Source organism: Streptomyces xylophagus (assembly GCF_000716435.1).
Lineage (GTDB): Bacteria > Actinomycetota > Actinomycetes > Streptomycetales > Streptomycetaceae > Streptomyces > Streptomyces xylophagus.
This window is the reverse complement of record NZ_JNWO01000017.1, coordinates 115,182-127,663: the sequence shown is the minus strand read 5'-3', so window position 1 is coordinate 127,663 and position 12,482 is coordinate 115,182. Positions and strand designations below refer to the sequence as shown.

The window sequence follows — 12,482 nt, the reverse complement described above, 5'->3', positions numbered from 1 at the left end:
GTCAGTGTCCGAGCCGACCGCCACGACCTCCGGTGCCTCCATCGAGCTGGAGAACCTGACCAAGAGGTATCCCGGGAGTCCGCAGCCGGCGGTCGACAGCGTCAACATGGAGATCAAGGCGGGCGAGTTGGTCGTCTTCGTCGGGCCCTCCGGCTGCGGCAAGTCCACCACGCTCAAAATGATCAACCGGCTGATCGAACCGACCGGCGGCCGCATCCGCATCGGCGGCGAGGACGTCACCGACATCGACCCGGTGAAGCTGCGCCGCAAGGTCGGCTACGCGATCCAGTCGAGCGGTCTCTTCCCGCACATGACCGTCGCCCAGAACATCGCACTCGTCCCGAGGATGATCGGCTGGTCGAAGTCCCGGATCAGGGACCGGGTGGAGGAGATGCTCGACCTGGTCGGCCTGGACGCCGGCGAGTTCCAGGGCCGCTATCCGCGCCAGCTCTCCGGTGGGCAGCAGCAACGCGTGGGCGTGGCACGGGCGTTGGCGGCGGATCCGCCGGTACTGCTGATGGACGAACCGTTCGGCGCGGTCGACCCGATCACCCGCGATCACCTCCAGGACGAGTTGATCAGGCTCCAGCACGAACTGCACAAGACGATCGTCTTCGTCACCCACGACTTCGACGAGGCGATCAAACTGGGGGACCGGATCGCCGTGTTGCGCGAACGCTCGCACATCGCGCAGTTCGACACCCCGGAGGCGATCCTCACCAACCCGGCGGACGACTTCGTGTCCGGGTTCGTGGGCGCCGGGGCGGCTCTGAAGCGGCTGAACCTGACGCGCGTACGGGATGTGGAGATCACCGACTATCCGACGGTGACCGTCGACGACCCGCTCCAGAACATCTTCGACAAGCTCCGGGACAGCGGCACCAACGAGATCCTGCTGCTCGACAAGCGCGGCCGGCCCTACAAGTGGCTGCGGCGCGGCGACATGATGCGCGCCAAGGGTTCGCTGGCCCGGGCGGGCACGCTGGTCAGCGACACGGTGACCCGGGACGCGACACTCCGGGACGCCCTGGAGGCCGTGCTCACCGACAACGCGGGGCGGGTCGCGGTCACCGGGCGACGCGGTGAGTACACCGGGGTCGTCGACATGGAGACGCTGATGAACTCCGTGCACGAACTCCTGGAGGCCGACCGGCTGGAGGCGATGGAGGCACAGCACGAGCTGGAGGAGGCCCGGACCCTCCAGACGCACGCCGAGCAGGAGGGCGCCGGAGGGGAGCGGAACACGTGACCACCACTCCCGAACTGGAAGAGGAGGAGACGGAGGCCCCGGCGCCGCCGACTCCCCCGAAGCGCCGGATCACCTGGCAGAAGCTGACCTTCCTGCCCGCTGCCCTGGTGGCGATCCTGCTCGCGACCTGGCTGTGGTTCAACCAGGCGCACCTGGACGCCATTTCGGAGAATGCCCTGTCCAACGGCCAGGTGAGCAAGGCCCTTTGGCAGCACGTCCAACTGACCGTGATCTCCACGTTCTTCGTGCTGATCATCGCGATCCCGCTGGGCATCCTGCTGACCCGGGGGGCGTTCCGGAGGGCCGCCCCGGTGGCGATGACCTTCGCCAACATGGGCCAGGCGACCCCGGCGATCGGCCTGTTGGCCCTCCTGGTGATCTGGCTCGGCACCGGCGAGAAGGCGGCCCTGATCGGCATCATCATCTACGCCGTCCTGCCGGTGCTGTCCAACACCATCGCCGGATTGAAGGCCAACGACCCGACCTTGTTGGAGGCGGCCAGGGGTATCGGCATGTCCCAACTCGGCGTCCTGGCAAGGGTGGAGCTGCCGCTCGCCGTCCCGCTGATCCTGGCCGGCGTCCGCACGGCCCTCGTCCTCAACGTCGGTACGGCGACCCTGGCGACCTTCGGCGGGGGCGGCGGCCTCGGCGTCCTGATCACCACCGGCATCACCACCCAGCGGATGCCCGTCCTGGTCCTCGGCTCGATCCTCACGGTCAGTCTCGCCCTGCTCGTGGACTGGCTGGCCTCGCTGGCCGAACTGCTGCTGCGGCCACGGGGGTTGGAGGTGGGCACGTGAAGCGGACCTGTCTGGTGACGGTCGGCGCGCTGGTCGTCATCTCCGGCTGCGGACTGACGAGCGGCTCCCCGATGGTCGACGACGTCAGTCCCGGCACGATCGGGCGGGGCGAGCCCCTCAAGGGTGCCCATCTCACCGTCACCTCAAAGGAGTTCACGGAGCAGCTGATCCTCGGCGCGATGATGGGCATCGCCTTCCAGGCGGCCGGTGCGGATGTCCTGGACCGGACCGGCATCCAGGGTTCGATCGGTGCGCGGGAGGCCGTCAAGTCCGGTGACGCGGACGGGATGTACGAGTACACCGGCACCGCGTGGATCACCTACCTCGGCAACAGCAAGCCGATCACCGACCCGCTGAAGCAGTGGCAGGCGGTACGGGACGCGGACCTGAAGAACGGCCTGACCTGGCTGCCGCCCTCAGCCCTGAACAACACCTACGCGCTCGCCATGAACCAGGCCAACTTCAAGAAGTACGGCACGAAGACGCTGTCCGAGGTGGCCGCCCTGGCCGCGAAGAACCCCGGCGCGGTGACGGTGTGCGTGGAGAGCGAGTTCGCCAACCGCGCGGACGGGCTGCCGGGCATGGAGAAGGCGTACGGCATGGACATCCCGTCGAAGAACATCACGCAGATGGACACCGGGATCATCTACACCCAGGTGAAGAAGGGGAGTTGCACGTACGGCGAGGTCTTCACCACCGACGGCCGCATCAAGTCGATGAACCTCGCGGTGATGGCCGACGACAAGAAGTTCTTCCCCAACTACAACGCGGCGCCCGAGATCAACACGAAGGCCCTGAAGAAGTGGCCGGCGATCGCGAAGGTCCTGGACCCGGTCACGAAGAAGCTCAACAACACGGTGGCGCAGGCGCTGAACGCCAAGGTGGATGTCGACGGGGAGGATCCGCATCAGGTGGCGTTGGAGTGGATGAAGGCGGAGGGGTTGGTCAAGTAACCCCGGGGGGCGGCGAGTTACCGAGCGGAGTTACAAAGAAGAGGTTGCAACGAACCACTTGCAACGGCTTCTTTGCAACGCTACCTTTGTAAGCATGCAGGAACCCGAAGACCGCACCCCGCGCATTCTCGACGCCCGCTCGCTGCGTGGCATCGCGCATCCGCTGCGCATGCAGCTGCTGGACGCGCTGCGGCGCGGAGGTCCCGCCACCGCCTCCCAACTGGCCGCGAAGCTGGGCGAGTCCAGCGGAGCGACCAGCTATCACCTGCGCCAGCTCGCCGTTCACGGCTTCGTCGAAGACGCACCGGAACACGGGAAGGGGCGGGAACGCTGGTGGCGGGCGGTCGATCAGGGGCTGGTGTTCGACAGCGAGCACTTCAAGGACGCCGCCCCAGAAGTACGCGGTGCGGCTGAGCTGTTCCTGCACGAAGTCGCCAACGCCCACACCCGCGAGCTGTCGACCTGGCTCGGCACCCGCGAGGACTGGCCGGACGACTGGTTCCGTTCCTCCGACATGAGCGACATGTCGCTGCGGCTGACGCCCGACCTGGCCCGCGAGCTCATCGGCAAGATGCACGAACTGATCGACGGCTACCGGGACCTCGACCTCGACAAGGCCACCCCCGGTTCCGAGCAAGTGCGCATCCACACCCACCTGTTCCCCATCGAGACGGATTGAGAGGCACCACCATGAACGGCAACACCGCGCAGCTCGCCGCCTGCCACATCGCCGACCTCCACGCCCAGGCCGACGCCCACCGTCTCGCCACCGAGGCCAGGCCACCCCGGCGTGAACTGCGGACACGCGTCGGCTGGACCCTCGTAGAAGTAGGCCTCCGCCTCGCCGCGACCGCCCCGAAGCCCGCCGTCGCCTAACAGCTCGGCACGGAACCCTTCCCCGTCTCCAGCGCCTCCAGCGCACTCACCGCGCCCTTCAGCGAGGTCACCGGAACCAGTCGTAGCCCCTTGGGCAGTTCCGACTTGGCGTCCGTGCACTCGGCCTTCGGCACCAGGAACACCGTCGCACCGTCACGGCGCGCGGCCTGGGTCTTGAGGGCCACTCCCCCGACCGCGCCCACCGTGCCGTCGGTGCCGATCGTCCCCGTACCGGCGATGGTGCGACCGCCCGTGAGGTCGCCCCCGTTGCCGTCGCCCTTCAGCTTGTCGATGATGCCCAGGGTGAACAGCAGGCCCGCGCTGGGGCCGCCGACGTCGGCGAGCGTGAGCGTGACCTTGACGTTCTTGTCGTTGAGGTTCAGGTAGTTCAGCGCGGCCGTGGTCGCGTCGTCCTGCGACTCCTGCATCTGCTGGGTGTTGTGCTGCTCGATCTCCTTGACGCTGTTGCCGCTCGGGTAGACCGAGTCGCGCGGCATGACCGCACGGTCCGTACGGAACCAGCTGTCGATCACATCGCTCAAGGAGACATGCTGATCGGGTCCGGTCGCCTCGATCGTCGTCATGCGGAGCTGACCGCTCGTCGTACGCACGGGCGCCCCGGAGATCGTGATCACCGGGGTGCCCTTGTTCTCGCCGAGCACGTTCGCGGTCAGACCGGGCTGCGCCAGCGAGAACGGCAGCGGCGCGAAGCCCGCCGTGGCGAGCAGTGCCACGACGGGCAGGGCGCAGACGGCTACGGCCTGGGGGCGCGTGAGACGAGAGAGGAGCACGGGATCAATCTAACGCGACGGTCACTTCCGGCCGGGCGCCGGTCACCCGATCCCCGTGCACGACCTCAGCGCAGGGCTTCGGCGACCTCGCGGGCCGCGTCGACGACCCTCGGCCCCACCCGCTCGGGCACCGCGTCGGCCAGCATCACGACGCCGACGCTGCCCTCGACCCCCGTGACCCCGAGCAGCGGCGCCGCGGCGCCACTGGCCCCCGCCTCCAACTCGCCGTGCGTCAACGTGTACCCGGGCTCGTCCGCCCCCTGGTGCCGGGCGGCGAGGATCGCCCGGCCCGCGGCTCCGCGGTCCAGGGGATGACGGAAGCCGGCCCGGTAGGCCACGTGGTAGTCCGTCCAGGTCGGCTCGACCACCGCGACGGCGAGGGCGTCCGACCCGTCGACCAGGGTGAGATGAGCGGTCGCCCCGATGTCCTCGGCCAGCGACCGCAGCGCGGGCAGCGCTGCCTCCCGTACCAGCGGATGCACCTGGCGGCCGAGCCGCAGCACCCCGAGTCCGACCCGGGCCCGGCCGCCCAGATCACGGCGTACGAGTGCGTGCTGTTCAAGTGTTGCCAGCAACCGGTACACGACGGTCCGGTTGACGCCCAGTTTGTTGGATAGCTCGGTGACGGTCAGCCCGTGGTCCGTATCGGCCAGCAGTTTGAGGACGCGCAGTCCCCGGTCGAGCGTCTGAGAGGTCTCCGCGGTCACGACGCCCACTCCTTAGGTGGTGAGGTCGGCAACCTCCAAGCGGCGGTGCGTCACCGAGTCCCGTCAGTGACGCGCTTCAGAGGCCGCCGATCGGCAGGACGGCCCGGTGAGTCCGGGCCCAGTCGCTTCACGGCTGCGCTCCGCGGCGGCGCTGCCACGGGGCGTGTGCGTAGCGGGACAGTAGCGAAGGCGGTTCGCTGAGCGGAAGTCTCCGTCCAGAATCCGGTCACCGACTGGTACGGACCGGTTCGCTACATGTCGATATGTCCCGACCTGGGGGTCGCGCCCGCACAGCTTCCGTACAGATGTGCGGGCGCGTCGGGGGAGAGAGATCTGGTGAGCCGGGCGGCTCAGCGCATCCGTGTGGCCCACTCCTGAACCTTGGCGATGCGCTGCCGCAGCTGCCCGGCCGTGGCCTCGGCGCTCGGCGGGCCGCCGCAGGTGCGGCGCAGCTCGGTGTGGATGACGCCGTGCGGTTTGCCGGTCTGGTGGACGTACGCGGAGACCATCGTGTTGAGCTGCTTCCTGAGCTCCATCATCTCCTTGTGGGAGACGACGGGCCGCCGCTCGGCGGGCAGCTCCAGCAGGTCGGCTTCCTCGTCCGGCTTCTTGCGGCTGTGCGCGATCTGCCGGGCCTGTCGCTTCTGGAGCAGCATCTGCACCTGGTCGGGTTCGAGGAGTCCGGGGATACCGAGGTAGTCCTGCTCCTCCTCGCTCCCCGGGTGCGCCTGCATACCGAACTCGGCGCCGTCGTAGAGGACCCGGTCGAAGACGGCCTCGGACTCCAGGGCCTCGAAGGCGAACTGCTCCTGCTCGCCGGTGTCCTCGTCCTGCTCCTTGTTCGCCTCGTCCATCTCCTTCTCGGACTCGGCGTACGGGTCCTCCTCGCCCTCCTTCTTGGGCTTGTCGAGGGCGTGGTCGCGCTCGACCTCCATCTCGTTGGCGAAGGTGAGGAGGTCGGGGACGGTCGGGAGGAACACGGACGCGGTCTCGCCGCGCCGCCGGGACCGCACGAAACGCCCGACGGCCTGCGCGAAGAAGAGGGGGGTGGAGATGGTGGTGGCGTACACGCCGACGGCGAGCCGAGGCACGTCGACGCCCTCCGACACCATCCGCACGGCGACCATCCACCGGTCGTTGCTCGCCGCGAAGTCGTCGATGCGCTTGGAGGCACCGGTGTCGTCCGACAGGACGACGGTCGCCTTGGAACCGGTGATCTCGCGGATCAGCTTGGCGTAGGCGCGCGCGGAGTCCTGGTCGGTGGCGATGACGAGGGCACCGGCGTCCGGGATGCCCTTCCTGACCTCGGTCAGCCGCTGGTCCGCCGCGCGCAGCACGCTCGGCATCCACTCACCGCGCGCGTCCAGCGCCGTACGCCAGGCCTGACTGATCGCGTCCTTGGTCATCGGCTCGCCCAGCCGCGCGGCGATCTCGTCGCCCGCCTTGGTCCGCCACCGCATGTTGCCGCTGTAGGAGAGGAAGATGACGGGCCGCACGACGCCGTCGCTGAGCGCGGAGCCATAGCCGTAGGTGTAGTCGGCGGACGATCGCCGGATCCCGTCGTTCCCTTCTTCGTACGTCACGAAGGGAATGGGATTGGTGTCGGACCGGAACGGCGTACCGGTCAGCGCGAGCCGCCGAGTGGCGGGCTCGAAGGCCTCGAGGCAGGCCTCGCCCCAGGACTTGGAGTCACCGGCGTGGTGGATCTCGTCGAGGATCACGAGGGTCTTGCGCTGCTCCACCCGATTCCGGTGCAGCATCGGCCGCACGCCGACGCCGGCATAGGTGACGGCGACCCCGTCGTAGTCCTTGCCGAGCGGCCCGGCGCTGTACTCCGGATCGAGCTTGATCCCTATGCGCGCGGCCGCCTCCGCCCACTGCTTCTTCAGGTGCTCGGTCGGCGCCACCACGGTGACCTGCTGCACGACATGGTGGTGCAGCAGCCAGGAGGCGAGGGTGAGCGCGAAGGTCGTCTTGCCGGCCCCGGGGGTCGCGACCGCGAGAAAGTCCCGCGGCTGCTCCTGGACATACCTCTCCATGGCCCCCTGCTGCCAGGCCCGCAGCTTGCTCGCGGTGCCCCAGGGGGCGCGGCCGGGGAAGGCCGGGGAGAGGTGGTGGGAGGACGTCCCGGACGGGGCGGCTGAGGCGGAGGAGGCGGCGGTGGTAGTCACGGTCTCCGTTTGTTCGGTCGGGCGGCTCGGCTATGTCTGCATACATTTGCTACGTCGGCTACGTCGGCTACGTATGACAACCGGGCCACCCTACCGGCGGGCCGGTGTTGTCAACGTGCGGACGACGCCGGGGTGGCGGGGGATGGGACTGAGGTCACATCGCCTCGTGCAGAGCCCGCAAACGCAGGGCGATCAGCCTTACGTCCTCCAAACCGCCCGCCGCCACTTCGATGACGAGTTTGTACGCCTCATCCTGATCGACGCCCAGCATCTCCGTACCGTTGAAGTCGAGGAAGACGACCGTGGACATCCACGCCATGCGCTTGTTGCCGTCCACCAGGGGACGGTTTACGGCAAGCGACTGGAGTAGCGCCGCGGCCTTCTCGAAGAGGTCCGTGTACGCCTCGACGCCGAACATCTGAGACTGGGGACGGTGGACGGCCGAACTGAGCAGTCCCAGGTCACGAACGGCAACCTGGGTCTGCTCCCCGCAAGCCAGCTCCGCCAAGTCCAGGACCTCCTGGACCGTGAGGTACTTCACTCCTACTCCCCCAGCCTCCGCAGCAGGTCAGCGTGGCCTGCCGCGTACTTGGCCCCGAGCCGACGAACCGTAGCCCGGTCCGCCTCCTGCTCCAGATATCGGTCGATCGCCTGAAGCACTATGGCGTGCATGCTGCGCCCCTCTTCCTCGGCACGCAGCTTGAGCGCCTCCTGCTGGTCGTCGCGCAGACGAAGGTTCATAGCCATACCACGACGGTACCATTCATGGGGTCACTATGGTACCGAAATTAAATGGCCCGCACCCGCGTGCTCACCCAAGCCCCCACCAACGCCACCCCCGCCATCGGCAGAAACACCGCGGCGAACGCCCCCGGATGCACCCCGCCACTCCCGGAACCGACGACATGCCCCACCGTGCCCCCACCCAGCGCACCGAACGCCGCCCCGCCGACGGACAGCAGAACGACGTTGGACAGTCCATCGGAGATCTGCAGCGCGGCGGAGTTGGAGCCGGCCTCCTCCGGCGCGGAGAGCTGAAGCAGCAGCACGCTGGTGGAGGAGATCACCAGCCCCATCCCGAAACACCCGAACGCCCACGCGACGGCGACGATCCACACGGGCACGGCATGGATGAGGACACTCGGCGCCCCGGCGATGGCGGCAGCCACCAGCACCATCCCCACCGTCATCAGCCGGTCCCGATACGGCTCCACCCGCGCCCGAGCCTGCACCCACGAGCCCAGCGCCCAGGTCCCACCTCCCGCCGCGAGCGAGAACCCGGCCAAGGTCGGCGACAGCCCCCGCTGGGTCACCAGCATCAACGGCACGAAGGACTCGGCCGAGATGAACGACCCGGCCGCCACCCCGCGCAACAACACGACGGAGGGCAACCCGCGCGCCGCCCGATACGTCCCGCGCGGCAACAACCCGAGCACGGCGGGCACGAGCAGCGCGATGCCGGCGACAGCCGGGACGAGGGAGAACCACGTCAGATCCTGAGCGGCGTACTGAAAGAGCCCGGCGCCGATGGAGACGGCAAGGGCAAGCCGAATACGCCGCCGATCAAAGGACCCGGACGACTCCTGCCCCTGCTTGGATACGGGCCCGGCCGCCCGCCGCCGTATCTGAGGAAGGGCAAGCGCGAGCGGAAACACAACAAGCACCGGAATCCCGACGAACACCCAACGCCAGCCCAGATGTTCGGTCACCGCCCCGGAGGCAAGCGGCCCGACGACGGACGGCACGACCCAACTGGCCGCGAACGCGGCCATGATGGCGGGCCGCAGCTGCTCGGAATAGGCCCGCCCGACAACGACATACAGAGCAACGATGACCAGCCCACCCCCCAGCCCCTGCACGGCCCGCCCCAGGATGAACACCCACATGACCTGCGCGGTCCCCGCCACCACCAACCCGGCGGCGAACGCCCCGATCCCCGTGGTCAACGCCCCGAGCGGCCCCCGCCGATCCGACCACTGCCCGGCGAACACCATCCCGAACAGGCTGGTGGTGAAGTACCCGGAGAACGCGAACGCGTACAACGACACCCCGCCCAGCTCCCGAGCGGCAACAGGCATAGCCGTCCCAACTGCCGTCGCCTCAAAGGCGATCAGCAGAACAACGGACACGATCCCCACACTGAGCGCCCGATGCGACCGCCCCAACACGGTGTCGCCACACTCATCGGCCAGGTCAGGGGCGGTGTCCGTGACACCGGCGTCACGAGGTTCGAGGACGGTCATGAGGGCCAGCGTAAGGCCCATATCCCGGGTTGACCCCTGTCGGAGGACCGTCCACGTCTGAGACCTTGGTCGTACGACCGGGGCGCCTGGGGGTACCGCTCCCCGTTCATGAACGGCGTATGGCAGTCCCGTTGCACCACCCCCGGCCCCCTTGTTCCGAGCCATCGCCCGGCCCTACGGTCAACTCACCAAACACGGCCGTGTGCCCGAGTGGTTCAGGGACTCGCCTGCAAAGCGAGTTACGCGGGTTCGATTCCCGCCACGGCCTCTGGATGCCTGACCAGGCAAGACGGAAAGGGTGGCGCCCCAGAGGGGGTGCCACCCTTTTGGTCGTGCGTCTCAGTTCCCGTCTCACTTACGCCTTGCAAGACATCACCCAACGAGCCGCTAACTGCGCTGCGCACGGGAAGGGGGACGGCCCACCACCATGGACCGTCCCCAACTCTGCGGCCGACAGACCGACGCTTGCGCAACGTACAGTGCAGCCAACCCGTCGCCACTACCTCGGCCTGTGGTGGTGCCTGGCCTGGTACTGCTGCTGCTGTTGAAAGTTCTGACTCTGCGCCATAGCCCACCAGCGAAGTCGCTGCCGCCTGTCAAGGTCGGGGGCCGTCCACTGCAAGTCGAGCGGACGCGTGGGCGAGTAATACCTGGTGCGCGGGGGCCTCCCCAGAAGGCGATCCCAGAAACTCATCCGGTTCTCTCCTCTCCATGTGGAGATCGAGTTACTTAGTTCGCGAGGCTGTAAAGTTCGCGATTGTAGAGGTTGTTCACCTCCCACATCGAGTTGTAGTCGACGTAGATCCCGAGAGCAGCGAGCTCCTTCCGAGTTTCCGCGTAAGCCCGCTTCAGTGCCCCAAACCGCTCTGCCGCATTCGGCTCACGCCCCAAGAGCCTTTTGACGACTCCGTAGAGATCATCACAGGCCTTGCGATAGAGATTCAAGAAGGTCATACCGCCAAACGTTGCCGCAGCGATCTTCGCACCGAGGATGCCCCCACCTGCAACAACCGCTACATGAACGGCGGTCGCGCCCGCGAAATGGGTGATCGCATATTTTGCCAGCAACGCCAGGGTGAATGGTTCAGCCACCTTTTCCCCGCTTTCTCTAAGTGACGGATACCAGCCGTTGTGCCCGGTCAACATATCGCCCCAAACATAAGTTTTTTGTTATGCCCTAAAGAATCATCCACTACACGACGAGCCAAAAGGATCAACAGCGATCGAAGATCTCCAATACCTGCAGACAGTTATTCGCGCAACCTTCCCAGTCAATCCCTGGTCTTCGTGTCTGCCTGGCATACCGCCTGCTGATACCTAGCGGGCCAGTGCCGAGACGACCGACTCACCTTCGTGGAAGGAACAGGGCGGCACCCCTCGAAAGAGTGCCGCCCCACTGCTCACCGTTTCTCGATTCAGTGGGCCCGTACGAGCGCGCCGGCCGCGCCGTCCTCATCGTCCGGCCGGTCCGCCTGGGGCTTCCAGCTCAGCCCGTCGACCTGCCGCGCCACGTCGGCCCGCACGGCGTTGACCATGTGCTGATACCGAGCTGCCATGGCAGTAGTCGACCATCCCATGAGGCCCATGACGGCCCTCTCGGACACTCCGAGGATGAGCAGAACCGTGGCGGCCGTGTGGCGCGCGTCGTGCAGGCGCCCGTCCCGGATGTTCGCCTCTGTCAGGAGATCCTTCCACTCAGTCCAGTCCCTCCGGTGGGAGGGACTGCGGCCGTGTTCGTCGGGAACACCCAGCCGCCTTCCATCCAGCGTTTACCCGCCTCCTGTCTCTCCGCCTCTTGGGCCTTGCGGTGCGCTCGCAGTAGGTCGACGAGTTGTTCCGGGAGTCCGACCGCGCGGCGGCCGGCGCGAGACTTGGTGGTGGACGTCTCCGGGTTCTTGCGTCGCTTCTCCGGGCAGTACCCAGCCTTGCGTCCGCAGGGCTCCGAGCACCCGTGCGCGAACTGCGGCCGATGCCGACTGCGGCGGACCACTAGGAACCCACCGTCAAGGTCCGCCTCGTCCCACTTCAGGCCCAGCACCTCCCCCTGACGCAGTCCGAGGGCGAGAGCCACGGCCCAGCGTGCGGAGTTGCGGTGTCGGTCGGCAGCCTTCAACAGACGCTGCACCTCTTGCACGGTGTAGGGCTCCACCTCGTACTCACCCACCTTCGGAGGCTTGGCCAACAGAACCGGGTTCTTCCCTAGGTGGCCGCGCCGTACCGACTCGTTGAGCGCAGCGCGGAAGGTGCGGTGCACCTGGTGTGCGGTCGCAGGCTTGCTGCCGTTGGCCTGCAGCTTCGCGTAGAGCACCTCGATGTGTTCCGGCTTGAGCTTGTCGAGCCTGTGAGCGCCCAAGCCGGGGATGAGGTGCTTCTGGACGGCTTCGCCGTACCCGACCATCGTGTTGTCGTTGACCGAGAGGGACGCGACGTTCTCGATCCAGTGCGTCAACCATGCTTTGACCGTCCAGGGCTTGCCGGGCTTACGCACGGTCTTGGCATCGTGCTGCTTCTCCAACTCCCGTACGGCCTCAGTGACTTCCGCACGGGTCTTGCGCTCGACATGACGGCGGTCCGGCGTTCCGGCGTCACGCACGCCGACGGTGACGCGGCCGTGCCATTTGCCGTGCTTGCCGAAGTAGATCGAGCTGCGGCCGTTGGGCTGTCGGGTGCGCTTCTTCTCGTCCTCTGCCAC

General features: G+C 67.5%; 12 protein-coding genes, 1 tRNA gene and 1 pseudogene. 6 read left to right on the top strand and 8 right to left on the bottom strand.

Annotated elements, in window-relative coordinates; translation table 11 throughout:
- The first annotated feature begins 4 nt into the window (after positions 1-4).
- From OO70_RS33120 to OO70_RS33100, 5 genes are all read left to right on the top strand, one after another.
- Entirely contained in the window at positions 5-1,249 is a 1,245-nt protein-coding gene (locus OO70_RS33120; protein ID WP_043679426.1) for a betaine/proline/choline family ABC transporter ATP-binding protein, read from the top strand.
- A complete protein-coding gene (locus tag OO70_RS33115; protein ID WP_043679423.1) occupies positions 1,246-2,049 on the top strand; it encodes an ABC transporter permease in 804 nt (267 codons plus the stop codon). Before OO70_RS33120 ends, OO70_RS33115 begins: the two co-directional genes overlap by 4 nt.
- Positions 2,046-3,002, top strand: coding sequence for a glycine betaine ABC transporter substrate-binding protein (locus tag OO70_RS33110; protein WP_043679420.1), 957 nt, complete (start codon positions 2,046-2,048; stop codon positions 3,000-3,002). Before OO70_RS33115 ends, OO70_RS33110 begins: the two co-directional genes overlap by 4 nt.
- A 94-nt stretch (positions 3,003-3,096) precedes the next feature.
- Positions 3,097-3,681: an ArsR/SmtB family transcription factor gene (locus OO70_RS33105; RefSeq protein ID WP_043679417.1), complete on the top strand. Its 585-nt coding sequence runs from the start codon at positions 3,097-3,099 to the stop codon at positions 3,679-3,681.
- Positions 3,682-3,692: 11 nt separating this feature from the next.
- Positions 3,693-3,878 carry a hypothetical protein gene (locus OO70_RS33100; protein WP_043679414.1) on the top strand — a complete coding sequence of 62 codons (186 nt, stop codon included), beginning with the start codon at positions 3,693-3,695 and terminating at the stop codon, positions 3,876-3,878.
- On the opposite strand, the gene OO70_RS33095 is transcribed toward OO70_RS33100, so the two are convergent.
- The 6 genes from OO70_RS33095 to OO70_RS33070 all read right to left on the bottom strand — a co-directional run bounded on the left by OO70_RS33095 (position 3,875) and on the right by OO70_RS33070 (position 9,790).
- Positions 3,875-4,669, bottom strand: a complete 795-nt coding sequence (locus tag OO70_RS33095; RefSeq protein ID WP_043679411.1) for a S16 family serine protease — start codon at positions 4,667-4,669, stop codon at positions 3,875-3,877. The two genes, OO70_RS33100 and OO70_RS33095, sit on opposite strands and share 4 nt — an antisense overlap.
- 65 nt (positions 4,670-4,734) lie before the next feature.
- A complete protein-coding gene (locus OO70_RS33090) occupies positions 4,735-5,376 on the bottom strand; it encodes an IclR family transcriptional regulator (RefSeq protein ID WP_043679408.1) in 642 nt (213 codons plus the stop codon).
- A 350-nt stretch (positions 5,377-5,726) separates the two neighbouring features.
- Positions 5,727-7,547: a DEAD/DEAH box helicase gene (locus OO70_RS33085; protein ID WP_043679405.1), complete on the bottom strand. Its 1,821-nt coding sequence runs from the start codon at positions 7,545-7,547 to the stop codon at positions 5,727-5,729.
- Positions 7,548-7,701: 154 nt separating this feature from the next.
- Complete coding sequence (locus tag OO70_RS33080) at positions 7,702-8,088, bottom strand: type II toxin-antitoxin system death-on-curing family toxin (protein ID WP_043679402.1); 387 nt, start codon at positions 8,086-8,088, stop codon at positions 7,702-7,704.
- A gap of 2 nt (positions 8,089-8,090) precedes the next feature.
- Positions 8,091-8,288, bottom strand: a complete 198-nt coding sequence (locus OO70_RS33075; protein WP_013003224.1) for an Arc family DNA-binding protein — start codon at positions 8,286-8,288, stop codon at positions 8,091-8,093.
- Between the two features lie 47 nt (positions 8,289-8,335).
- Positions 8,336-9,790: an MFS transporter gene (locus OO70_RS33070; protein ID WP_043679630.1), complete on the bottom strand. Its 1,455-nt coding sequence runs from the start codon at positions 9,788-9,790 to the stop codon at positions 8,336-8,338.
- A gap of 196 nt (positions 9,791-9,986) precedes the next feature.
- Between OO70_RS33070 and OO70_RS33065 the strand changes: the two genes are divergently transcribed.
- A tRNA-Cys gene (locus OO70_RS33065) sits at positions 9,987-10,058 on the top strand.
- Positions 10,059-10,519: 461 nt separating this feature from the next.
- Here the strand turns inward: OO70_RS33065 and OO70_RS54795 are convergent.
- Together OO70_RS54795 and OO70_RS33050 are read right to left on the bottom strand one after the other, a co-directional pair.
- Positions 10,520-10,936, bottom strand: a complete 417-nt coding sequence (locus tag OO70_RS54795) for a hypothetical protein (RefSeq protein WP_158711544.1) — start codon at positions 10,934-10,936, stop codon at positions 10,520-10,522.
- 269 nt (positions 10,937-11,205) lie between these two features.
- A pseudogene (locus OO70_RS33050) lies at positions 11,206-12,482 on the bottom strand (tyrosine-type recombinase/integrase).